The following is a 22910-nucleotide window of genomic DNA, read 5'->3' on the forward strand; positions in this document are numbered from 1 at the left end:
AGCTACACCGTTACGGTTCGAATAGCATCAATGATCGCTTCACGCCACGCCTCAACCCGATCATCAGACGTACTCGATAGTGTCCAGAATCTGCGCATTCGACCATCTGCACATATCGCCAGGCATGGCTGCTCCACGTAAGTAAATAGCGTCTGACCATACTCGACCTGGACGATTATCTGCTCACAAGGAAACTCATAGTCGCGCCAAACGGCCTTTACCAAGAGCGTTCCATCTGTTCGGACGTCGAGCCTAGATCGAGCCACTCTCCCAGCGATGCAGATCGCCGGGAGAAGGGTGGCGGCGGCCAAGAATGGCGAATAGCTAGCCGGAGGCACAATCAGGTTCGGAAAGACCCCAAGCGCAACGACGACGGCGCCTTGGACAAGGCTGCTCAGCCAAGGCCGGATGGACAAGACCGGCGCTAAGTCGTGAATCTCGGACCTCCGTTGATTCGCCATGAACGCACCTTCTTGTAGATCCTCTGCCTGGATTTCTTGGAGAGGCCGCTAATCGCGCTCCCCGCGGCCGTGCCAACAGAACTCGTGAGGAACTCAAGCGACCGCTTAGCGCCCTTCTTCGCGGCTTGCCCAACCGTGGCCCTGTACAGGCCCTTAAGGACTCTCGACGCAGCGGCGCCGACCCCGAAGCCAACGATGGTGGCGACACCTTCCACGGCGGCTTCGGCGTATCGGCCTTGGTATGCGTAAGCCGCAGTCACCGCAACCCCGCACAACACGCTACCGGCGAACGGTAGCAGACCGCAGCCGAAGGTGAGCGCCTGCCCACCCGGGGTATCCGTAATCCAACGAGAGATCTTCATCAAGATGTTCAGCCCAGACAAGTCCAGCATGTTGACCGGATCTGCTGGATAGATATATCGATTCTCGTTGCCCCCTGTCACCGTGTCGATGGAGAGAAACCGTCCTGTGGCAGGTGCATAGAGCCTAGCGCCCATTAGGGTCAGACCACCAATGGTGTTGGTGTCTCGTTGGTGGGTGCCGAGCCAGCCATACCGCCCTGTGGTGGCCATGGCCTTGACCCCACCGTACTCGTCGGTTTCGGTGTAGTTGTTGATGCCAGCTTGTCCGAGGGTGGCGGTGGTGATGAGGTCGCCGTGGATGTTGGCGACTTGGAGGACGGCGTCGCCGGTGTTGTCGACGTCGATGGCGAAGCCGTCGGTGAGGTCGGAGATGTATCTGTTCCAGGTGGTGGTCCAGGCCGTGTTGGCGTCGGGCCGGGTCTTGGTTTGGGTCCAGACGGGGCTGTCCGTGTTGCTGTCGTAGTGGTTGAGGGTCTCGCTGAGTTGGACGGTGTCGGTGTAGTCCTTGGTGGTTGAGATCCGGTCGGAGCCGTCGAGGGTGAAGGCCTGTTTGCGGACCTGGGTGCCGGCTTCGCTGTTGGGGACAGTTTGTTGCAGGGTGGCGACCATGTCGTTGGCGGCGTAGGTGATGGTGAGGTCGCTGGCGACGCTGGAGTCGGCCTGGTTGGTGTGGGTCTTGGGGACGGAGGTGGTGCGTCCCATCCGGTCGTAGGTGTAGCCGGTGTTGGTGATCCGGTCGGCGGTGTCGTAGCTGTAGTTGGTGGTGGTCGCGGCTGCGTCGGTTTGGCAGGCGCCATCCCCATCAGGGTTGTAGGTGGTGAGGCTGGTGCGGTTGCTGTCGCCGGTGAAGCCGTACACCCTGGTGGTGCAGCCCTCGGTTCCGGTGTCCCGAACCTTGGCCAGCCTGGCGCGGTTGTCGTAGGTGTACTGCTGGCTACCTCCCGGGCTGGTCGCGGTGATCACGCGGCCGAGGTGGTCGTAGGCCTGGGTGAATCCGAGGATCGGCGTGGTGGCGCCGCTGACCGTCTGGGTGTACGACATCGCGGTGGCTTGGCCGGCCAGGTTCCGGGTCCAGGTCTGTGTGTAGTCACCCGGAAGTGTCTGGCTTGTCAGGTTGCCGCCCGCATCGTATGCGCCACTCACCTGGTCGGTGTCGCCGGTGGCGTAGCCGAGGTCGATCTTGGTAGTGAGGCCTCGGTGCTCGGTCTTGCCGGTGGTGTCGGTGCCGTCGTAGGTGTAGGTGTAGGTGCCTTTGCCGTCGTTGAAGGTGGCGACGTTCCCGCTGGTGTTGTAGCTGGTCGTGGAGGTGTTCCCGGTGCCGTCGGTGCTGGTGAGGGCGCGGCCCCACGTGTCGTAGGTGAACGCCTCAGTCACCCCACCCCGGGTTGTTGAGGCGATGGCCCCGGTGGTGGGGTTGTAGCTGGTGGTGCCGCTGATCGTGGTGTGGTCGGTCAGCGCGGTACTTCCCGAGGTCTCCCGGCCTTGGTAGTCATAGCCGGTCACGGTGGCGCGGGTCCAGGTGGAGGCGGTCTCTTCCAGCCGGGTGACGGCCGCGTAGATGTTGTAGCCGGTGGTGGTCTTGGCGGGGATCGGGTAGCCGGTGGACGGGTCGCCGGCGGTCTTGACGATGCAGGTGTTGCCGTCCCATTCGGGTGTGGACCTGCAGCTGCTCACGGTCGAGGAAGTGTCGGCTGTGTAGTAGATGGTCTTGGTGGAGTAGGTGTCGTTGGCGGTGCCGTCCGTGATGGCCGTGCCGCCCGGGGTACGGGTTTCGACGATCCGGCCGTAGGTGTCGTAGCGGCTGATGGTGGTGGCCCAGCCGTCGCCGTCCTGGGTGAGGGTGCGGGTCGGAACCATCAGGGTCCAGCCGGACGCGTCACCGCCGACTACAGGGTCATATCGGTAGCGGAGCTTCTTGGTGTCCCAAGTGTTGCCCTCGGCTTTGGGCAGGATCCGGTCGGTGACGGCGGTGCGTTGCTCGATGGCCAGCTGGTACCCGCCGTCGGGCACGTTGGTGGTGGGGCGCCCGGGCATGAGGCTCGAATCGGCCTCGTCGTCATAGATCGTGCTCGTCACGGTGCGGGCCACGACGGTGTTGCCGTTCTCGAGCACGACTTCGCGCATCGGGGTGTAGGTCTCCTCCACCCTGGTCCCGGCGTCGTTGTAGACGCTCAGGGAGGCGTACTTGTCCGCCGCAGTGGCCGAGTCCGGCTCGGTGAGCGCGAGGGCGCGGCCGGCCGCGGACAGGGTCCAGGTGGTGTTGCCGTTGGCGTCGTAGCGGGTGGAGTCGATCAGCCACTGCCCCGTCCCGTACACGGCGGTGTTCGTGGTCCGTCCAGCCTGGGAGACGTACGAGATCGTTGCGTACGGCCAGTCGGCGGCGATCGGGGTGGCGGCCGGCACGTGGTCGGGTTCGAACACCGCGGTACCACCCGAGGGCGCGTCAGCGGCCAGCTGGCCCCAGCCCGCGACCGCGCCCGTGGTGAGGTCGGGCATGCCGTCTCCGGACAGCGGCACGTCGTAGGCAACGGTCCAGGTGGCGTCCGCACTGCCGACGGCGCTGTCCTGGGCGCGTTTGACACTGGCGAGGCGCCCCACGCTGTCGTAATCGAACCGCCAAGGCACCAAGCCGGGTTCGGTGACCTTTGACACCACCGTCTTGGAGTTGATCGTCGTGTACTCGTACAGGGTCTTGCGGCCGCTGCCGGTGTCTCCCGAGGCGTTTGGCTGCCAGGTTTCGGTGAGCCTGCCTGCACTGTCGTAGCCGTAGCCGGCCACATCGATGGTGGCCATCGCGGCGGAGGAGGAGGGTTTGCCGTCGCTGCCGGGCGCAGGGTTCCAGGCGACGTACTGGACCTTGGTCAGCCGGGAGCCGCCGCCGACGGTGGTGTAGGTGAACTTGAGTGCCCGGCAGCCCTTGTTCTGGGTGGTGGCGGTGCAGGTGACTCCGGAGGGTGCCGGGGCGATGATCCAGGTGACCAGGCCGTTGGTGTCGCGGATGAACTGGACGGTCGAGTTGTCCTCGGGCTCGACGGTCTTGTGGGTCGACCACACCCCGGCGGTGGTGCGCTGGAACTGGGTGATCGTGCCGTCGAGCTCCGTCAGGGCCAGGGTGTTGCTGATCCCCGTCCCGCCACCGGTGGCTAGCTTGAGGGTGTTCAGCAGCAGCGCCGTCTCGCCGACCCCCTTGTACGTGCCCGTCCTGAGGGAGCCCTTGGTGCCAGAGGAGTGGGCATAGATGTCAGATTCACCATCGGGGGAGGTGAGGATCAGGGTGCCGTCGATCGCAGTGTTGTCGGTGACCACATAGCCGGCAGCGCCCGCGCCTTCACCGGCGAGGTCGGCGGTCCAGCCCGGTCCGAACACCCCCGCGGGACCTGCCAAGTCGCCGGTGAGGGTGCCGTGAGTACGACCCACGGTGAGGTTCCCGCCGGTGCCGGGCACCGAGACGTCCGTCATCGACAGTCGGTATTCCCCGGTGAACAGCGCCAGGGTGCCGACGGCCACGTCCTGGGTGGGGTAGGAGCCGCCGAACGCGTGCGGGATCAGGACGACCCGCTGCATCGGGGACGGCATCTCGACCCCGGCCGGGTAGGTGAATACGACCCGTAGCTGCACGGTCGAGGGCACGCTGATGCCAGGCTCCTTCGACGGGGTCCAGGTCAACAGCGGGGTCTGCGACAAGGGGCTGGTGGATTGCAGGGTGCCGGTCCAGGCGGCGCCGGTGCTCTTCAGTTGCAGCTTGGTTGCCGGGGTCCAGCCGGTGGTGGTGTCGCCCTCTTCGTCGGGGGCGTAGCGCCACTCGACCCGGGCGCCGGTGGCGCCACCAGCGGCGATCGCCTGGACCGGGAAGGTGGAGGTCGACCGGTCATCCCGCATCGGTTGGGTGACCGCCGCGGTCCCGACCCCGAAGGTGTAGGTGGCCCAGCCGGACGCGATCCCGGAACGGTTGCGGGCCCGGGCCTCGATCTTCACCACCCCGGTCTCCGGCACCGGCACGGCCGGTGTGGTTGCTGTCCCGCCGCTGGCGATCACGGCCGGCTGGTCCTCGACCGTCCCGGTCTGGGTGCGGCGCCACTCGAAATCGGCCACCCCCGATCCACTGAACGTGCATGTCGTCGAGGAGTCCAGCCGGGCCGTGACCCAGCCGTTGTTGCTGTATCCGGCACAGCTGATCGACGGAACCGACGGGGCCGAGGTGTCCACGCCCAGCGTCCGCCACTGCGACCATTCGCCGACCAGCCCGTACTGGTCGGTGGCCCGGGCCCGGACCACGTAGGACTGGCCATCGGACAGGGCGGTCGACGGCTTGCAGGATCCGGTCGCGCCGGCTGCCAGCTGGCCCGTGGAGCACGAGGCGGTCACGTCCGGGGCGTCGGTGGAGGTGCGGACCTCGAAGCTGTAGGTGACCTTGGATGCCTCCGCGTCGGTCGCGGAGGTGGACAACGTTGGGCTGGCCGTCGATGTCCACAAGGTGCCGTCAAACGTGCGCGACGCGTCCACCGACACCGCGGCTGCCTGCTGCGGGGCACTGTTGTAGGTGACGGTCAGGTAGGGGGTGCGGGCTGCGGTGTTGCAGGAGGTGTGGGTCGGGTCGTAGTTGATGGAGCAGAACCGGCGCTCGAAGCTCACGTCGTACTGGTCGTCCTTGGGCACGTTCAGCATCAACCCGTAGTTCGTGAACCCGCCACCAGAGGGACCATCAGCCCACGCCTGCACCATCTTCGTCAGGTCGGCCGCAACGAAGCCGTTCGCCGCACAGCCCTCCCCGCCCACGTTCTTCGTCAGATAGCTTGACGTGCCTGTATCGGTGTCATGCGGGGGCCGGTTCACCGACCACGTCGTCACCGTCTCATCCCACGTCCCGACCAGCGGATGAATGTTCATCCGTCGCGCCGCACACGAGCCGGCCACATACTGGAACAGGTTCACGCTGGCCTTCAGGATCTTGCGGCCGGCGATCTCCCCGTTCGGCCACTGCACGTAGCTGTAGGAATAGTTGTCGTTCGAACTCGACGCCGAACGGCCCACGATCAACCGGTACGACAGCGTGTCAATCGATGTCGTACCCGAACGCACCCACGTGTCCTGCATCGCCGACAACGGCGTCAACTCCGGATCGATCGTGATCGGATACACCACCTCGGGATCCTCAACCAGCTCGCTCGGAGTCGTCAGAGTCAACTCCTGATCAGTCCGCTCCCCCTTCGACGCCGTCTCCTCCAGCTCGCCTCGACCGGCACCACCTCCAGCGGGTCACCCCACTGGTCCAGCCGGCCATCCCACGCGCTCAACGACGACGTCTGTCCCGCCCGATCCTTACCATCGGTGAAGAACAGCTGGCCATCCTCGGTCTGCTCCAAATCCACACCCACCGTGCGGACCTGCACCGTGAACTCCGGAACCACCGCCTCCGGAGTGTTGATACGCACCCGGGTAGAAACACCCAACGCCGAAGCGATCACCACCAGATCCACACCCTCGGCCACCTGGTAGGTCGCCGCCGCACCCTCCACCGTCGGTGTCGGCAACGCCTCCGGCCACGACCACACCGTCGAACCACCACCAGGCAGATCGAGTCGGGCGAACTCCTTCGACCCGCCCCCATCGATCACCACCGACGACGGCGACGCCTCCGGCACAAACCCGCCCTCGGGCCGCGCCACCAACGTGTAGTCCACATCCGCCCAGACACCATCAGCGTCCCGCACCCACACCGGCGCCGCATGCGCCTCCTGCTCCAACGTGCCATCCGGATTCACCAGCACCCGCACCGACTCCGTGCGCTGCGACAAATCCTCCACCGCCACACCCAACACCCGAGCCGTCACGCCCGCCGACACCACATCCGGACGATCCGGCACCCCATCACCGTCCGAATCGGCAGCCCTGACCGCAGCATCCTCGCTCTCCGATGGCGAAGGCGACGGGGCGGGTGTCTCCGCCCGGGCAATCGGCACCTCAGCGCCGAAACACAGCGCCACCGACAACACCCCGGCCAACAACCACGTCAACCACCGAGGAACCGCAACGCCATCACGAGTCAACGGGAGCCGAAGCATTGGTGACAACCTCCAAGGGCGAAGCGACGACCGGCATCGCCACGGCGGCGACCGGCTCACGACATGATGATGGAAGGACCCGCACCTACCCTGCCGACGACAGCCCTGCCTGCCCAAGTGGCCACGAGATCCGGCCGACCGGCCACCCGGCATGGCCGGTCGGGCACCCACGAAGTTCCCAACCCCGGTGAACTCCGCTAGCGTCAGCCGTGGCGCGCTGCCGCACACCCCCGAGGCAGGCACGCGCGAAGGGTGTTTCAGGTGCTATACCGTCGACGGGGCTCGCGCTCGGCGAGTCATGCCTTGCGTCTCCGCAGTGCCCGCCAGATCGAGGTGGTCCTAGCCGGCCTCCTCGCCGTTGTCGCCACGATCACGTGGGTCGAGAGCGGTCAGGAGTGGACGGTGCTTCTGCTTGACCTCCTCGCATGCGCCGCCGCCCTCTCTGCCCGCTCGTCGCCGCTAGCAGGCGCGGCTCTCGTGGTCGCGGTCGCGATGTACATGTTCGCGCCTATGGAGTGGGAGACGGTGGGTGAGTTCGCTCTGCTGATCCCGATTCTTGGTGCCGGCATGGCTGGGCAACATGCCCAGCGAGTCACGCTCAGCCTCGTCTACCTGCTGGTCGCGGCGGGGATCTCTTGGGTTGATCCTCGACTCGCAGCCACCCCACTCGGCAGTTGGCTCGTGTGGCTGGTCCTGATCGCCACCACCTGGCTCATCGGCGACGCGCTCAGCACCACAAGCCGCGCGGAGGCTGAGAGTCCACTCACCATCATCGTCCGCCACAACCGAGCCATCGCCCGTTCGCTCCACGACACCCTTGCCAGATCGCTCACCTCGATCGCCCTCATTGCCAGGCGCAGCCTCCTTCAAGGACCCAACTTGGCGGACGATCTGGACCTTCTCGCCGATTCCGCCGACAACGCCATCGACGAGTTACGGGCGCTCATCAGCGATCTCCACGTCGGAAGCGCGCCGACCCGCGACAACGTCGAACTCAGCGCGACTCTCGCTCGCAGTGCAGAAGCACTCCGCAGCCACGGGTTCAGCCCAGCCCTCGACATACAGGGCGACCCCTCCCGCATCCCAACGGTGCACACGGGGGTGCTCGCCCGAGCCACCCAAGAGGCCGTCCACAACATGATCAAGCATGGCCACCCCGGCCCCTGCTCGATCACCGGCCACCTCAGTGAGACCAGAGCAGATCTCGCCTTTACCAACCAGCCCGCTGCGATCCCCATCACCGTGCCGCAACGACACGTCCACCTGGGCCTGCAGGAGCTGCGCCACGATCTGGACGCGCTCGGCGGCCGGATCGACGCCGACGACACCGCCGAGCAATGGACAACACGCATTCACATCCCCGCCGCGACCACACCCCCAGCAGCACGATGACAACACCAGCTGGCCGACCACCTATCCGGATCCTGATCGTGGACGACGACCCCATCGTTCGCGACTCCCTCGCTGCGTTCCTCGCGCCCTACGACGACCTCCAACTCGCCGGCACCTGCTCCGACGGCGCTCAGGCGATCAACGCGGTCGCAGCAGATCCTCCCGACATCGTCCTCATGGACATCAACATGACCCCAACGGACGGGATCGCGACCACCCGCGCCATCACCACGGCATCACCAAGCACCCGCATCCTCGCCATCACAGCCCTCGCCAGCGACACCACCATCGCTGACATCCTGAACGCCGGAGCACAGGGCGCAATCCTCAAGAACACCCGGCCGCAGATACTGGCCGACGCGATCCGTACCACCCACCACGGCATCGCACTCCTGCCCGCAGAGACCCTCAAACGATGGAGCAAGATTCACCGAACCCCACCCCCCGGACCCACCACCAGCACGCGCGAGCAACAGGTTCTTGAGCTTCTCCAAGCCGGGCTCACGAACCGACAGATCGCCAACACCCTCCACGTCTCCCCCTCCACCGTCAAGGCCGACGTCAGCAATCTCCTCAAGCACTACAGCGCAACAACACGCACCCAACTCGCCGCACAGTCACACAACCGGTAGGGCCACCGGCGCACCGTCCGTCGTCAGGCGGATACGCGCTGCCCGACGGTCATGACCGACGGGACGTTCGGCCCGGACGCTCAACAGGTTGTGGACTTCTGTCATCTGATTGGATTCGGGCACGCGTGCGGGGCTCACTGGCTAGGCTCCTGAGTTGTCGGGTACTCCGGCTTCCACCCCCCCAGGAGGATCGAATCATGAAACTGCGCGCTGCGCATTTGGCTGCTACCGCACTGGCAACCAGTATCAGCTTGTTCAGCCTGTTCCTTGCGCCAACGAATGCTTATGCGGACTCTACGAACAGCACGGCGGTTGAGCCCACCACCACGTTCTCGGCGCCGAACGACGCTGGCGTCAAGGTCGAGATCTACAACTCAGAACCATGGGTGCCCACCAGTGGTGACGACATCGTCATTCTCAAGAAGTACAACTCGCTGATCAACAACGCGACCGGGAGCGTGCGGCTGAGTCTGTACAACTGGGGCAACAACGACAAGCTGCCGGACTCCGCGGACAGGCTGTCCACAACGATCGCGGCGGCAAGGTCCAGAGGCGTAGACCTTCGAGCCATCGCCAACGGCACCAACTACAACCTGCCGGACTACGTGCCCGCCGGACTGGTCAACGCCATGCTGGCCGACGGCACCTACCACGTGTGCAACACCCCCACCGGGGTGCCGAACACCAACGCTCAGACCTCGTGCGAGGCAAACAGCATTGTGGCCGGCGATGGCGAGGGGTCCGGGTCGACGATGCATGCCAAGTTCGCCACATTCCAGAATTCCACCGACGCCACGGGGACGAGTTGGCAGTGGGTGTCTCTGATCACCTCGGCCAACCATGCCAGCAGCAACTGGGACAACAGCAACAACGCCGTCGTTGTGTACGGCGACAAGGCGCTCTACGACGCCCTCAACGCGTGGTGGGACTCGATGAACAGCGAGACCGACACCGGCAACCTGTCCGTCGGGACTCAGGCCACGACGCTGTACACCTCGCCCTGGTCGGGCTCGGACCCTGTGGCGGGCCGACTGGACGCGTTCACCAAGTACTCCACCACTGGCGGATGCCAGGTCTATGTGACCGAGAATGAGTTCAATAACAGTCGGGTCGCAGTGGCCGACCAGCTCGTCAAACTCCACGACGATCGAGATTGCACCATCAAGGTCTTGGTCAGCGTCATCGGATCCACGATCAAGAGCAAGCTCGCCGGCAAAGCCAGCATCATTGTTGCCACCGAGAACATCGTTCACGACAAGTCCATCCTCATCAAGGCCGCTACGAACTCCAGCCACGACCCGCGCTACTTCTTCTTCGCCGGATCGCAGAACTTGAACGAGTCCGGCTGGAAGTGGGACGAGGAAACGTTCCTCAAGGTGGAACTCACGGCTTCCGCCTACGCGGCCCTGCGCTCACAGTTCGGAGACCACTGGGTCCACGAACACGGCAGCTGGGGCTGAGCCCCCGGGACAGGCTGGCCAAGGCCGTGAGTGATCATCGCGCGGCCGAGGCCTGACCCAATCCGCGATCGAGGCGTGGCCGACGAACGCCGGCCACGCCTCGAACCACGTCTCGGTACGGCTGCTGCAGAACGTCGGCCTTGGTGGCCACCAATGCGTCCCGAAGCGAGAGTCGCACCCGCAGGGGACCTTTGGGCGGTTCAGCGACCCGCCTGGGTCTACAGCCTTGAACCTCCCAGCGTGGTCACCCGTTCGGGCACTGTGGAAGCCCCAGAACCTCAACGTAGGGTTGAGGGTCTGCCGGTGTGCTGGGCGAACGGGGGTTTGGCCCGCCGCGGCGGCTGCGAGTCGCGTCGGGGGGCGTCGGCTCGCGAACCACAACGGGCCCGGCCGCTGGGATAGACCTTCGGGGTGCGGTCGGGCCCGTTGTCCGTACTCACGGTGGGCACGGCGGCCTCCACGACTCCGTTCACGTGAAGTTCGCGAGCATGCGGAGTCCCGGACGCTTCCTTGGCCCTGGGCGTCAGCTCGCTGATGAGGGCGTAGTCGGGTGCGTACGGATTGCAGAGGCTTCGTCCTGCGACGCAGAATTCCCGTGCCATGCTGGTGATGTGAGGGCCGAGCTGATTGTCGCTGCCGCGACGTCCGTCCTGCTGGTTTGCTGCGGGCTCTCCCGGAGCACGGCACAGGCCAGGATCGTTGCCTCGGGAAGCACGTCGTGACCGCCACCGCCGCCCGGGACCACCACAACCTCGCGCGCTGTCGGCTGATGCCTGCGGGCGAGCCGTACGAGGACTGGCAACTCAGGCTTGCAGGCTCCGCGAGATTCGACAACGACATCACCTGCTGGTTGCAGCTGGCCACGCAGAACACGCCCGCGCCAGCAGACCAGCTGGGATCATGGCAGCCACGAGCCTGACCGGCCATGCAAGTTGGGGAGCGTCCTCACGCCTGGGCACCTATGGTGACTCCGACGTCAAGGCGCGGGAACCCTCGACCCGACAGGCAGTTACGAGCGGAACCGTCACGATGCTCGCGAGCCATCGTCGCGACGACACCGTCACCTGCGAGATCTAGGCTCGCCGGCGCGGCAGACGTGCCCGAATGGGAGGCTAACGCCTGGCGCTCGAACAGCCGGAGCAACTCAGCCGGTAGTTCCTTTCGGCTTCCGAAGCCACGGGCGATGCGCCGGGACAGTTTCTCTCAAGGATGGCGTTGGCCGGCGGCGATGGCTTCGGCGAGGCGGTGGTGATGGCGCAGGATCACGTTGTCGGCACCGATCCCGAGGGGACCTCGTGCACGAGGTGGGGGACCGAAACCCTCACGGCGAGGACGGCTCAGAGTGTCTTCTGCCAGGCTGCCATGACCCCGACGGGCTGGTAGCCGAGGGCTACGTTGATCGCCAGCATGTAGCTGTTCTCCTGGGCATTGTCGGTGTGGATGCGCCGCACACCGGGCCTGCGCTCGCGCAGCGCCAGCAGATTGTGTGCCTTGAGCGCCATCCCGAGCCGCCGGCCACGATGCTCGTGCCGAACGATCGTCGAGCCCTGATAGGCGAACGGCACGTCGGGGTCGGGATGCATCACCTCGGTGTAGCCCACGAGTGCACCGGCGGGCACGTGCTCGGCCGCCGCGATGGTGACGTGGAGGTTCCGCTCAGCATAGGTGCGCAGCCAACGCTCAACACGGGCCGCGTCCCACACCTCGGGCTCCCAGGCGAGGTCGCCGAGCGGCGCGTCGGTCGACATGAGCGCGACCAGTTCTCCCAGGCCGGCACGCCACCGGGCGGGCACGTCGTCGTGCCACACGTGGAGCCGGTAGTCGGCGCCGGCCACGGCCAGAGCGGCGTCACGCGCATCGACGACGGCGCCCAGTTCGTCAGGAACCGGCAGCACCGACTGGCGGCTGACCTGCTCCAGCACGTAGCCACGGCCACGCGCCAGCCGGGTCGACGGGCCCCCGGCAGGGACGCGGCCCGCACCGGTCGGCGCACCGAGCGCGTCGGGCCCGGGCGGGGGCTCCGGAGCAGAACTCGCCCATCCCAGAACCACCGTGCGACCCTCGGCCGCCACCTCACCCTCGACATGCGCCAGGAGCGCGGACCCCACCCCCTGACGCCTGGCGGAAGGACGCACCCACAGACCCACCCTGGCCAGGTGCGGGTTGTCGGCCGCCGGCAGTCCGACGTGTGCCACGGCAAGACCGTCACCCCGCGCTGGAACACCGTCGCTGTCCCGAGCGCACACGAACAGGCGGTGGCGCCCGTCCACGGTCCCCGCCAGTTTCGGCTGCCACACCCAGGTCGGCGTCCAGAAGTCGTCAAACCCGAAAACCTCCCGGTAGCACTCCCCCTGGATGTCGGACAGTTCCTGCACCGCCCACGCCGAGGAGCCCGCCGGGCACGGCTCCACGATCCGCCACGCAGACGAGGCCAGCTGAGTCACAGACAGAAGTCTGACACGCACAACACAGTGGACACGCACCCCCCGAAACCCCGGTTCTCGGTGCGGGAAGTCCGACGAGCACGATTGCCGCGCCGACGAAGCCGGTGTGAACCACGTTGAGCCAGCCTCGCCCAGGCGGAGTCTCAGCAGCTTCTTGCGATGCCGACAACGCCGACCAGATGACCGGCGCGCGCAACCTCCTCCACGTGTTCCTGGCTGAGGATGGGTTGGTTGCCGACCGTGACGAAGGTCAGGACTTCACCAGTCTTGTGGCACAGCGCCTCCCAGGAGATCCCGGCCTCGTCGTTGCTGAGCCGTAGTTCGCCGTCGAAGACGAGCTGCGAACCAACTGCGACCCGCGCTGTGCCGGTGCGGTGATCGAGCACGATACTGGCCCTCGGGCTGGCCGGGTTGTCGTTGAACTCGAAGGCTCCGACCGGGGGTGGGATGAGTTCCCAGCCGCGGCGGAGCAGGCCGCGCATCACCGCCTGGAGGTGCCGGTCGTCTCCCGGGTAGCGCACGACGATGGCGGCGCGGGGTCGAGGTTCGGCTGTGTAGAAGGTGGCCGGCCGCAACGCGATGAACGGCGTCGCGAACGCGGTCTCGTCGTCAGCTGTCATCGGCGTCGGCTCTCGTTCGCGTTCCGGATCGGTATCCCGTCTCGTTGCGGTTGCGGTTCAGTCCGGGACACTGGCTTGCCTGGTCTGCGTGGGGGATGTTCGGTCGGCCCAGGCGCGGGTCTGGACGAGTTCGGTGGTGCGCGGGTCGGGTTCGATGGGCCCGTCGGCGTCTCGTTGCCGGAGCAGGTCGTCAATGCCTCGACTTGCGCGTCCGCTGTCCCCCTCGGCCTGGGCCACAGCAATCAGGTCGCCCTTCGGGATCTGTTCGTCGGGGGCGGCCAAGGCGGCGACTTCCGCAGCGAGGCGGGCGGCTTTGAGGTCGGGGAGCTGGAGGGCCATGGTGACGGCGAGGTGGGCGGTGTCGACGATGGCGACCAGCAGGTGTTGGTCGTCTCGGTCGTCGGCGAGCCAGGTCCCGCCGCCGGGGTGCAGTTGCGTGTAAGGGGCTCCGGTGACCAGGGAGAGTGCCCGTAGGTAGTCGTCGAGTCCGTCGGCGCCGTGGATCTGGCCACGGAGGCGGAGGCGGCGGAACAGGTCCGCGTCACGCAGCACGTCGTGGAGTTGGTAGTAGCCGCGTCCGTTGTTGACGAGGCTGGAGCGGACGACCTCGGGTAGGTGCCGCTGGCTGGTGGCGGGGTTGGTGCCGAGCCATTTGCGGACGACGCCGAGGTCGCGTTGCAGCCGGGCGGGGGTGGCGGAGAACGCGTCGCAGAGCTGGGCGGTGGTGGCGCCGGTGGGGCGGGTGGCGAGGTAGGCGACGAGTTCGGTGTAGTACGGCTTCCTCTTGGTCGCTTCGCCGGGTTTGCCGTCGGGCCCGACTCGGACCCTCATCGGTCCGAGCACGGACAACCGGGGCCGGGTGCAGCTGTCGGAGAACCAGTCAGCCAGATCGGCGTCCAGGGTCGGGTCGTCGGTCTCGACCTGGGTCCGGGTGGGTTCGGGGACGGTGGGGGCGAGGACGGCGAGGTCGTCGCTGGTGGTGGCTGCCGCGGCGAGGACTGTCGCGTCAGGTTGGGGCAGGTTCGTCGCGCCGGGCTCGTCGGTGCCGTCGGGTTGGCGTGGCCGGGTGAGGTGGGGGCTGAGCCGGCCGGCCTGGTCGCTGTTGCGCCGCCACCCCTCGGTGCCGGCCGTCGGGAGTTCGACGTTGGCGTAGTTGTCGGCGGCTTCGATGAGTTGGACGCAGCCGGCCGCTTCGTCGGGGGTGATGCCGTTGGCGACCAGGTCCAGGCCGAGGGCGGGGATGCGGGCGCGCCCGTCCGAGGCGACCGTGATGGTGAGGCTGCCGGGTGGGCTTGTGTCGGCGGAGCGGGTGAGGATGACGGCGACGGCGGTGCGTCCGGGCTGGTCGTGGATCAGCCGGTTCAGCTCGGCGAGGTGGCCGGTCTGCCCGGTGGTGAACAGGACGCGGTTGGGCCACAGTTCGTCCCCGGCCCGGGTGGCGCGGGCGGCGGGCAGGTTGTCGGCGTGGAGGAGGTTGAGCCGGTCGATGGTCTCGACGGCGACGGCGATCGTGTCGTCGATCGCTTCCGGGGTCGGGTGGTGGCGCAGGCGTGTCGGGTCGAGGCCGGCGAGTTCGGGGAAGGTGTCGATGAGGTCGACCTGGATGTCCCTGGACCAGGGGGTGGTGGCGAGTTCGGCGGCGAGGTAGCGGGCGAGGTCGTCGGCGTAGTCGGGGTCGCCGCCGATGGTGGTGATGCCGGCCGTTTCGAGGTTGATCAGCCACCAGCGTCCGGTGTCGTCGGCGCCGACGGTGGCCAGGTGCGGCCAGGGCGCCGGTCCGTCCGGTTCGAGCGGCTCGAGGCCGGCGGGGACCGCGTCGAGGGTCAGGCTCCACACGGTGGCGGTGTCGGCTTGTTGCCAGGGTTCGGGCAGGTCGGTGTCGGTGGCGAGGTGGAGCCGGATGCCGGTGGGTGTGGCGGCGACGGCGAGCAGCGGGGGCAGCGGTCGGTGGCCGGTGGTGAGGGTGGCGGCGAGGCGGCGGAGGGTTTCGTCGATGATGGTGAGCAGATCGCTGGTGGGTGCGCCCTGGTTCCGCAGGGTCTTCTCGATCGGGATGGTGTGCGGCGGTGGCGGTGCGGTGATGTAGCCGGGGCGGCGGTGGTGTTGCTGGACCGCACGGCGACGCAGCACGACCAGCCACAGCGCGCCGGCCAGCAGCGCCCCGGCGCCGGCAAGGCCGGTCAGCAGCCACGGCCGCTGCCCCGGCTCGGACGCGGCGTCGGCGGAAGCCGTCACCGGCGCGGATGCTGCCGAGCCGGGCGTCCCGGCGGATGCTCCCGCGGCGGGCGTCGGGCTGGACACAGCTGTAGATGCAGGCGGCGTCACCGACGAGGGCATGCCCGATCCGGTCGTCCCGGGCGCAGTGGTGGCCGGCGCGTCGGTGTCGACCTGCTTGGGGTGCTTCTTGGTGGGCGGGTCGGCGATCTTGGAGTGCTGGGTGGGGAGGTTGAGCTTCCAGCCGATGTCGATGACGTCGGGGTCGGTGAGGCGGCGTCCGCCGGGCTGGTGGATGCTGCGAGAGGCCCGGGTAAATCTCGGGGTAGCGGTGGGCGTCGCCGAGGTGGTCGAGGGCGATCTGGGAGAGGATGTCGCCCTTCTTCACCGTGTAGTGCTCGTAAGCAGGCTTGGCGTGTTCGGCGTGCGGGGGGTGCGTCCGGTCCGGCTCGGCTGGTGCGGGTGGCGCGGGTGCGAGAGGTGCCGCCTGTGCGGTGAGCGGGGTGGGCGCGCCGAGGGCGGTGCTGGTGTTGACGAACAGCGCCAGGCTGGCGGCGACCAGGCCACGGGCCAGCCCTTGGGGGAGGGCGAGGCCGGCCAGGCGGGGAGGGCGGAGGTGGCGGATCGCGGCGACGAGTTCGGCGCCGACGACGACCAGGAGCATGGCCCACACGACCCAGCCGGCAATCTTCAGCAGGGTCAGGAACAGGGTGCCGTCGTCGGGTCGCAGTAGCGCCGCCCAGATCCCGGCCGGTGTGGGCTGGACGTGTGGCAGCCCGGCCGGCCAGATCAGGATCAGCAGGGTGGGCAGGCCGAGCAGGAGCATCGCCAGGATGAAGGTGGCGCCGAGCCCGGTGAGGATTCGTCTCATGTCAGCGTTCGCTTCCCTTCAGGGTTCGCACGAGCCGGGCGGTGGAGCTGCCGGTGACGGTGAGGGGGCCGAGGCCGATGCTGGTGAGGAACACCGGCTGGTAGCTGGCGGTGGTGGTGATGGCGAGTTGGGTGCCGCCGGCGGTGATGGTGACGGTGCCGCTCATATGGGCGCCGGCAATGTAGGCCAGCGCGGCCTGGCGGGCCCGGGTGGGGTTGGCGGTGACGGTGGAGGCGCCGCCCAGGACGGCGGCGGTGTCGATCTGCTCGCCGGCGATCCGGGCGGCTTGGGCGGCGATGTCGGTGGCGTGCTGCTTGGCGGCGATCTGTCCGACGAGGTCGACCGAGATCCCGACGATCAGGGTGAAGGTGGCCACGATCAGCACCGCCCACAGGCTGATCGAGCCCTGCTCGTCATGGCGTCGGCGTGTTCGTGCCATGGCCGGTCAGCGCCTTTCCCGGAAGGTGTCGATCGGGCTCGACATGGATTCGCTGATGACCACACTGCCTGGGCCCGGGAGGCCGAGATCGGCGAGAGGGACGCGGCAGGTCAGGGTGGCGGTGACGCTGGCCGGGGTGCCGACCGGGGTGCCGAACCCGGACAGGTCCAGCGCCAAGGCCGAGTCGGTGCAGGTGAGTTGCTGGTTGAGCCCGGCGTCCATCGCGGCGGTCGCGGCGCTGCGGGCTTCGGGCTGGGTGCGGGCCAGGGAGGCGGCGCGGGCGGTGTCGGCGGCCGTGGCCTGGACGGCCTGGTGTGCCAGTGCGACCCGTCCGCCGAACACGACCAGCAGGATCAGCAACACCATTGCCGGGCCGGCGATCGCTGCCTCGATCGCCGCCGAACCGCGCTCGTCGAACTGGATCATCGGCTGACTCTTTCGACGCTGCGGACCGACTGCTGGCTGACCTGGGGCGTCCAGCCCGGGATGACGGTGAGGGTCTCGCCGCTGACCTGGACGGAGACAGTGGTGGCGGTGCGGACACAGTCGATGCGCGGCCGGGTGAGGACGTCACCCAGGCTGGCGATGAACACTGCCGCGGCTTGTTGGCAGTCGGCGAGGGTGCCGCCGTCGTCGGCGGCGGCCTGGGCGCCGGTGGTGGCGGCGGACAGTGCGGCGGAGCGGCCGTAGAAGTACAGGCCGGCCTGCATGCCGGTGAACGCGATGGTGAACAGCACCGGCATGATCACCACCATCTGCACGCTGAGTGAGCCGCGCTCACCGTGAGGGCGGGCGCGTGCGGTGCGGCCAGGGCGGGTCATTGTCGGCTCAGTGGATCTTGGCGACCTGGAGGCCGAGGTAGTAGTTGATGGCGGTGACGACCACGGTGACGAAGCCGATCGCGGCGGCTGCCCACAGCACCTGTTCGATGGTGAACGAGCCGCGTTCGTCGTGGCGTAGTTCGGCGAGGCGGCGTCCGATGGTGACGGTGAGGGCGTGGCTGCGGGCTGCGAGCTGTTGGGTGAGTTCGGTCATGGTGGGGTTCCTTTCCGAGGTCTTTCAGGTGATGAGGCGGAGCAGGGCGGGGATGGTGAGGATGGCCAGGAAGATGACGGCGGTGAGGCTGGCGGGGATGAACATGCGCTCGCCGACCTCGTTGGCCGCGGCCAGGTCACCGCTGAGCAGCGCGTTGCGGCTGGCGGCTGAGCGGGCCCGGAGCGTGTCGTAGACGGGTGCGCCCTGTTCACCGCAGATCCGCATGATGTCGGCCAGGTCGTCGAGCTCGGTCACTTCGAGTTGGGCGGAGAGATGGTGGAGGGCGTCCCAGGGCTGCTGCCAGTCCAGCCGGGAGCGGACGAGTTCTTCGCTGATCCGCCGGAACGCCCAGCTGTCGCCGACCTCGGCGGCCAGTTCCATCGCCTGCCGGCTGCCGGAGCCACCGTGCCGCTCAAGCGCGACCAGGTCGGTGTAGGCACCGAGGGCCCGGACGAACCCGGCCCGGGTTCTTGCGGCGTCTTGGCGCACGTTCAGGTCGGGCAGGAACCAGCCGCCCACCATGCCGGCCAGGGTGGCGATCGCAGGGACCGTGATCGGGAGCGGGAGGTTCCAGGAGACCAGCCAGGACAACAGCGGGACGATCAGGGCGGCGACGGCGACGAAGGCGAGCTTGTCGCCGTAGAACGAGGCGACGCTCTTGCGCAGCACCGCCAGATCGGCGGTCGGGACCCGCACCCAGCCGGCGGGCAGGCGCCGCATCGCCCACAGCCCGGCACGCTCCCCACCGTCACCCCCGACCATCACGGCAGCGGCGGTCGTGCGGTGGGGGCCGATGCGGTCGAGGGCATCGGTCAGGTCGGGTTCGGCGGCTGAGGCCCACCAGACGAGGCCGGCGACCCCGGCCATGACGAGCATGCCGGCCAGAATCAGCAGTTGCAGCGCGGTCATCGTCGCGCCTCGATTCTCGCCGTGACGAAGCGTTCGCCGGCCGGGCTGGCCGCCATCCGCTTCATCCACCACAGACAGCCGGCATAGCCGGCCAGCAGGAGCAGCAGGATCGCCTGGCCCAGACCGGTGGCGTACGGGGCGAGGAAGCTGCCCGACATGGCCAGGACGGCGAGGGCTCCGGCGGACAGGATGGTGACCCAGCGGGCGGTGGCGCGGGGCTTGGCGCGGTCGGCTTCGATCTGGCGGCGGGCGCGCACGTCGTCGGCGGTGGACTCGGCCAGCCCGGTCAGCACCGCGGACAGGCCGGGGCCTCGTTTGCGGGCGCCGAGGATGAGCGCGGCGGCGACCAGGTCGCCGGTCGGATCGTCGAGGTCGTCGGCGAACGCCCGCAACGCCTGCTCACTCGGCCAGCGCGACCGCAGCCGGGCCACCAGGAGCGAGACCTGCGGACGGATCGAGTCGGGGGTTGAGCGAAGACTCGCGGTCAGGGCCTGCTCCAGGCCCTGTCCGGCGGTCAGCACCCCGGACAGGTTCCGCGTCCATTCCGCGATTCCGTCCAACCGGGCGATCCGGCCCGTCTCCGGGGAGGTGGCCAGCAGCACCGGCAGGCCCAGCACCGCCGCCGGCAGTAGCACGATCAGGACCACCCATCCGGTCAACAGGCCCGCCACGATGCCGACCGCAAGCGCGGCCAGGGCGGCGAGCCGTCGGGCGGTCGGGACGGATGTCCAGGCGCGGCGGAGCCGTCCGGGGTGGCGTGCCGGTGCGGGTTCGGGGACGGGGACCGGGCGCAGGCCGGCGATGAGGCCGAGGATGCCGGCCACGATCATTGCTCCGGAGGCTGCGGCGAGCAGGGCGCCGGGGTTCATGGCTGCCGCCGGGGGTTGGCGTCGGCCTCGGCGAGGAACGCGGCGTAGTCGAAGCCGTGCGCGACCAACTGGTCCAGGACCCGGCCCGACGGCGGGGTGTCCGCCATCCCGATCCGGCCGGGCACCGCCCGGAACACCGTGGTCAGGCTGTACCTCTTGGCCTCCTCGCCCGGTTCGACCGCGAGGATCTCCTGATACCCGACGGAGCTTGCGCTGCCCGGTCCGGGTGCGGACGATCTCGCAGGACATCTGGACGATGAAGTCGATCGTGTGGGCCAGCTTGGTGGCTGCCAGCTCCATTGTGACGTGAGGGCCGACCTCCATCGCGCAGGTGATCAGCTTCTCCATCGCCGTGTACGCGTCGGCCGCGTGCGTGGTCGACAGCGACCCGGCGCCGGACTCCATCAGTTTGATCATCGACCACACCTCGGCCCCGCGATCTCGCCCAGGATCTGGCGGGACAGCGTGAACCGGAAGCTGTCCTTGACCTGCTCGGGGGTGCGCCGCTCGCCGGGGCTGCGGCCGTCCGCGCCCGCCTCGCCTGATCCGGGGCGTTCCTCCCAGGCGTGCACGATCCGGTGCTGGTCCCCCAACTCGTGCAGCAACAGTTCATGCTCGGTCTCGAACGTGCCGATCACCTCCCACGGGTCGATCTCCGCGCACAGCCCGCGCACCAGGGTCGTCTTCCCATCCCCCTGTCCGCCGGAGACCACATAGGAGCGGCGAGCCTTCACCCCGGCCGAGAAGAAGCTGGCCATCACCGGCGACACGGTGCCCCAGTCGACCAGGTCGGCCAGCGTCACCTCGCGGATCCGGTGGCGGCGGATCATCACCGACGGCCGGGCCGTGTCTCGTGCGGCCGCGAGCCGGGAGCCGTCGTCCAGCCGCAGGTGCAGCGACGGCTGGGACGCCGAGAACGGGCGCGGGTTGTCCGCGCGGGCGGCCAGGAAGGACAGGAAGTCGAGGAGTTCCTCGTCGCTGTCGGCGACCGGGTCGACCTGGATCAGGGTGCCGTCGGCGTGTTCGACGACGACCTTGTCGAAGCCGGTGATCATCACGTTCTCCACCTCGTCGTCGTCGAGCAGCGGCTGCAACCGACCCAGCCGGAAGAGCGCGTCGAACGTCGCCTCCGCCAGCTGGCGGCGCTCGGACAGGGTTCGGGCCTGGCCGCGCTGCACGACCATGTCGGCGTCCTGCCCGTCCAGCAGCCGCTGGATGATCGAGCGGCCCAGCTGTTCCTGCTCGTCGCGGTCCATGCCGGGCTGCTCGCCGATCGCTTCGGTCAACGCGTTCGACGCCGCTCCGCGCAGCCCGGCGACAACGGCCCAATCCACCCCCGCCGCGCCGGGAAGCCGGCGCAGCAGCGACACGGGCACGTCGCTGGCGGCCACCAACCCGGTGACGCTGGCCTGGCGCGGTTCTGCGGGCTCCGGCGTCGGTGGGTTGGCACGATCGTTCAGCCGGAACGTGGAACGCACCCGGCCCGGAACCGCGTGGCCGTTCGGGACCGGTTGGCCGGTGAACAGCGGCAGGCGCTGCGGATCCTGATCGAACTCGTGCTCGGACATCACAGCGACCGTCCTTCCTTCGTTGCGCCGACCTGGGCCAGGACGCTGCCGAACTCCACCGGGGCTGGCGCCTCGCCCAGCGAGCTGATCCGCTCGGTCAAGGCACGAACCGACCGCAGGTACGCCGAGCCGTCGAACGCCGCCTGTCGGGCATCCCCTCGACGACCGATCCGCCGCCACCACGCCACCTCGGGCGGCGGCTGGCCGTGGGAGAACACCCGCGCATGCTCCGGTGCCCACTCGATCGCCCCGAGAACCGGCACGCCGAGGGTCTTGGTCACTTCCCGGGCCTGGTAAGGCCGGCCCTCTCCGACCAGCACGATCCGGACCGGGTGGCCCGGCGCCTCCTCCGCGGCCAGTGCGGCGGCCCAGGACCGGGCACCCGCCAGGCCGGGCAGGTCGCTGCGGGCCAACAACAGCACCGCGTCCGCGCCGGCCAGCAGCGGCTGCGGCCAACCCGGCAGGCCGAGCCGACCCGCATCCACGATCACGTCCGTGCCGGCCACGTCGAGTCCGCGCAGCAAGTCGAGCAGCGACGGCCACAACAGGCCGGCGCCGGCCGCCTGCTCGTGCGACCTCAGCCCGAACAACACCGACGCCTGCGACCCCTCCATGCTGAACAGCAGCCGTGGGACCGCCTCGGCCAGCAGGTCGGAGCGGTGCGCGATCACCAGGTCCACCAGGCCGGGTTGGTCCAGCTGGCCGCGGAAGTAGCCGGCCAGCAGCCCCGAGTTGCCCGAGGAGTCCGCTTCCACCAACACGACCGGACGCGGCCAACCCAGAGCCAACGCCAACCCGGTCGTCGTCACCCCCGGCGAGCCGGCCGCCGAGCACAACACGGTCAGCACGGCTCAGCGCTCCCGCGAGTCCAGCACCAACGCCACCCGGCCCGTGGCCGCCCGGGCAGCCACCTCCGCCGCACGCGTCGACGGCACCAACAGATCCACCACCGTCGTCTGGCCGTCCGCAGCCTGGACGACAGACTGCACCTGCGCGTCGATCGTCACCTGCGTGGCCGGCACCTCACCCTGCGCCTGTGGGGTCTGAACCAGCCGCACGCGATCACCCGGACGCAGCGGTTCGGCCGGCAACTGGCCCGTCGCCAAAGCCACACCGACCACCGAGTCCCCCGTGGCCGGCGGCAGCGCATCGGTCACCTCGGCCGGGCTCAACAGCGTCCCAGCAGCGACATCACTGGCCGCTCGCTTGCCCACCAGGCCGGCCAGGTCAGCGGCGGGCACCACCGGGACCGACGGGTCAACCGTGACCCGCGTCACGGCCAGATCGTCGGCCGTGATCACCGCACCCCGGTCAATCGCGAGACGAGCAGCGACCACCTCGACCGAGCTGGTCGCCAACGTCCACACCCCGACGCCGAACATGCCGCCGAACACCACCAGCGCCGCCGAGACCACTGCCATCGCCGGACGCCGCCGCAACTTCCTCGGCGAGGGGCCGCGCTCGACAGGCTCGTGTCCGTTCAGCTTCGGCCTGGGCGACCTGGCCGGCTTTGTGGATGTGGTTGTCATGGTGCACCTCCGGGGATGAAGAGGTTCCGTGCATGCGGGGCTT

At 68.5% G+C, this 22910-nt stretch carries 20 protein-coding genes; 5 read left to right on the forward strand and 15 right to left on the reverse strand.

Features of this window, described 5'->3' with window-relative positions; genetic code table 11:
- Positions 1-424: 424 nt before the first annotated feature.
- Together QM779_RS11640 and QM779_RS11645 are read right to left on the reverse strand one after the other, a co-directional pair.
- A complete protein-coding gene (locus tag QM779_RS11640; protein WP_428535354.1) occupies positions 425-5965 on the reverse strand; it encodes an RHS repeat-associated core domain-containing protein in 5541 nt (1846 codons plus the stop codon).
- Between the two features lie 38 nt (positions 5966-6003).
- Positions 6004-6807, reverse strand: coding sequence for a hypothetical protein (locus QM779_RS11645; RefSeq protein WP_428535356.1), 804 nt, complete (start codon positions 6805-6807; stop codon positions 6004-6006).
- A gap of 480 nt (positions 6808-7287) precedes the next feature.
- Here QM779_RS11645 and QM779_RS11650 point away from each other — a divergent pair, with 480 nt between their 5' ends.
- The 4 genes from QM779_RS11650 to QM779_RS11665 all read left to right on the forward strand — a co-directional run bounded on the left by QM779_RS11650 (position 7288) and on the right by QM779_RS11665 (position 11288).
- Positions 7288-8277: a sensor histidine kinase gene (locus QM779_RS11650; protein WP_428535358.1), complete on the forward strand. Its 990-nt coding sequence runs from the start codon at positions 7288-7290 to the stop codon at positions 8275-8277.
- A gap of 38 nt (positions 8278-8315) precedes the next feature.
- The gene (locus tag QM779_RS11655) at positions 8316-8909 is read left to right on the forward strand and encodes a response regulator transcription factor (RefSeq protein WP_428535360.1); all 594 of its coding nucleotides are present in this window, start codon (positions 8316-8318) and stop codon (positions 8907-8909) included.
- A 197-nt stretch (positions 8910-9106) separates the two neighbouring features.
- Entirely contained in the window at positions 9107-10369 is a 1263-nt protein-coding gene (locus QM779_RS11660; RefSeq protein ID WP_428535362.1) for a phospholipase D-like domain-containing protein, read from the forward strand.
- A gap of 718 nt (positions 10370-11087) precedes the next feature.
- Positions 11088-11288 (forward strand): hypothetical protein, encoded by a 201-nt coding sequence (locus QM779_RS11665; RefSeq protein WP_428535364.1) that lies wholly within the window; start codon positions 11088-11090, stop codon positions 11286-11288.
- Positions 11289-11706: 418 nt separating this feature from the next.
- On the opposite strand, the gene QM779_RS11670 is transcribed toward QM779_RS11665, so the two are convergent.
- From QM779_RS11670 to QM779_RS11680, 3 genes are all read right to left on the reverse strand, one after another.
- Positions 11707-12813, reverse strand: coding sequence for an N-acetyltransferase family protein (locus QM779_RS11670; RefSeq protein WP_428535366.1), 1107 nt, complete (start codon positions 12811-12813; stop codon positions 11707-11709).
- Positions 12814-12956: 143 nt separating this feature from the next.
- Positions 12957-13433 (reverse strand): hypothetical protein, encoded by a 477-nt coding sequence (locus QM779_RS11675; RefSeq protein ID WP_428535368.1) that lies wholly within the window; start codon positions 13431-13433, stop codon positions 12957-12959.
- 57 nt (positions 13434-13490) lie between these two features.
- Complete coding sequence (locus QM779_RS11680; RefSeq protein ID WP_428535370.1) at positions 13491-15668, reverse strand: hypothetical protein; 2178 nt, start codon at positions 15666-15668, stop codon at positions 13491-13493.
- Between the two features lie 100 nt (positions 15669-15768).
- On the opposite strand from QM779_RS11680, the gene QM779_RS11685 reads away from it, so the two are divergent.
- A complete protein-coding gene (locus QM779_RS11685) occupies positions 15769-16380 on the forward strand; it encodes a hypothetical protein (RefSeq protein WP_428535372.1) in 612 nt (203 codons plus the stop codon).
- A 139-nt stretch (positions 16381-16519) separates the two neighbouring features.
- Here the strand turns inward: QM779_RS11685 and QM779_RS11690 are convergent, their stop codons facing one another.
- The 10 genes from QM779_RS11690 to QM779_RS11735 all read right to left on the reverse strand — a co-directional run bounded on the left by QM779_RS11690 (position 16520) and on the right by QM779_RS11735 (position 22759).
- Entirely contained in the window at positions 16520-16957 is a 438-nt protein-coding gene (locus tag QM779_RS11690) for a pilus assembly protein (protein WP_428535374.1), read from the reverse strand.
- 6 nt (positions 16958-16963) lie between these two features.
- Complete coding sequence (locus QM779_RS11695) at positions 16964-17383, reverse strand: TadE family protein (RefSeq protein ID WP_428535376.1); 420 nt, start codon at positions 17381-17383, stop codon at positions 16964-16966.
- The gene (locus QM779_RS11700) at positions 17380-17718 is read right to left on the reverse strand and encodes a TadE/TadG family type IV pilus assembly protein (protein WP_428535378.1); all 339 of its coding nucleotides are present in this window, start codon (positions 17716-17718) and stop codon (positions 17380-17382) included. The genes QM779_RS11695 and QM779_RS11700 overlap by 4 nt, the downstream gene beginning before the upstream one ends.
- 67 nt (positions 17719-17785) lie before the next feature.
- On the reverse strand, positions 17786-17992 hold the full coding sequence (locus QM779_RS11705; RefSeq protein ID WP_428535380.1) for a hypothetical protein: 207 nt from the start codon (positions 17990-17992) through the stop codon (positions 17786-17788).
- Positions 17993-18016: 24 nt separating this feature from the next.
- Positions 18017-18901 (reverse strand): type II secretion system F family protein, encoded by an 885-nt coding sequence (locus QM779_RS11710; RefSeq protein ID WP_428535382.1) that lies wholly within the window; start codon positions 18899-18901, stop codon positions 18017-18019.
- Positions 18898-19770: a type II secretion system F family protein gene (locus tag QM779_RS11715; RefSeq protein ID WP_428535384.1), complete on the reverse strand. Its 873-nt coding sequence runs from the start codon at positions 19768-19770 to the stop codon at positions 18898-18900. Before QM779_RS11715 ends, QM779_RS11710 begins: the two co-directional genes overlap by 4 nt.
- A complete protein-coding gene (locus QM779_RS11720) occupies positions 19767-19907 on the reverse strand; it encodes a hypothetical protein (protein WP_428535386.1) in 141 nt (46 codons plus the stop codon). Before QM779_RS11720 ends, QM779_RS11715 begins: the two co-directional genes overlap by 4 nt.
- A 276-nt stretch (positions 19908-20183) precedes the next feature.
- The gene (locus tag QM779_RS11725) at positions 20184-21338 is read right to left on the reverse strand and encodes a CpaF family protein (RefSeq protein ID WP_428535388.1); all 1155 of its coding nucleotides are present in this window, start codon (positions 21336-21338) and stop codon (positions 20184-20186) included.
- On the reverse strand, positions 21338-22186 hold the full coding sequence (locus QM779_RS11730; protein WP_428535390.1) for a hypothetical protein: 849 nt from the start codon (positions 22184-22186) through the stop codon (positions 21338-21340). The genes QM779_RS11725 and QM779_RS11730 overlap by 1 nt, the downstream gene beginning before the upstream one ends.
- 3 nt (positions 22187-22189) lie before the next feature.
- A complete protein-coding gene (locus tag QM779_RS11735; protein WP_428535392.1) occupies positions 22190-22759 on the reverse strand; it encodes an SAF domain-containing protein in 570 nt (189 codons plus the stop codon).
- Positions 22760-22910 lie beyond the last annotated feature (151 nt).

This window comes from Propionicimonas sp., assembly GCF_049840635.1.
GTDB lineage: Bacteria > Actinomycetota > Actinomycetes > Propionibacteriales > Propionibacteriaceae > Propionicimonas.

Excerpts from the sequence above, each read along its gene's own strand:
- QM779_RS11660 (WP_428535362.1), top strand. The coding sequence starts at position 9,107 with ATGAAACTGCGCGCTGCGCATTTGGCTGCTACCGCACTGGCAACCAGT.
- QM779_RS11675 (WP_428535368.1), bottom strand. The coding sequence starts at position 13,433 with ATGACAGCTGACGACGAGACCGCGTTCGCGACGCCGTTCATCGCGTTG.
- QM779_RS11685 (WP_428535372.1), top strand. The coding sequence starts at position 15,769 with ATGCCCGATCCGGTCGTCCCGGGCGCAGTGGTGGCCGGCGCGTCGGTG.
- QM779_RS11690 (WP_428535374.1), bottom strand. The coding sequence starts at position 16,957 with ATGGCACGAACACGCCGACGCCATGACGAGCAGGGCTCGATCAGCCTG.
- QM779_RS11695 (WP_428535376.1), bottom strand. The coding sequence starts at position 17,383 with ATGATCCAGTTCGACGAGCGCGGTTCGGCGGCGATCGAGGCAGCGATC.
- QM779_RS11705 (WP_428535380.1), bottom strand. The coding sequence starts at position 17,992 with ATGACCGAACTCACCCAACAGCTCGCAGCCCGCAGCCACGCCCTCACC.
- QM779_RS11710 (WP_428535382.1), bottom strand. The coding sequence starts at position 18,901 with ATGACCGCGCTGCAACTGCTGATTCTGGCCGGCATGCTCGTCATGGCC.
- QM779_RS11715 (WP_428535384.1), bottom strand. The coding sequence starts at position 19,770 with ATGAACCCCGGCGCCCTGCTCGCCGCAGCCTCCGGAGCAATGATCGTG.
- QM779_RS11725 (WP_428535388.1), bottom strand. The coding sequence starts at position 21,338 with ATGTCCGAGCACGAGTTCGATCAGGATCCGCAGCGCCTGCCGCTGTTC.
- QM779_RS11735 (WP_428535392.1), bottom strand. The coding sequence starts at position 22,759 with ATGGCAGTGGTCTCGGCGGCGCTGGTGGTGTTCGGCGGCATGTTCGGC.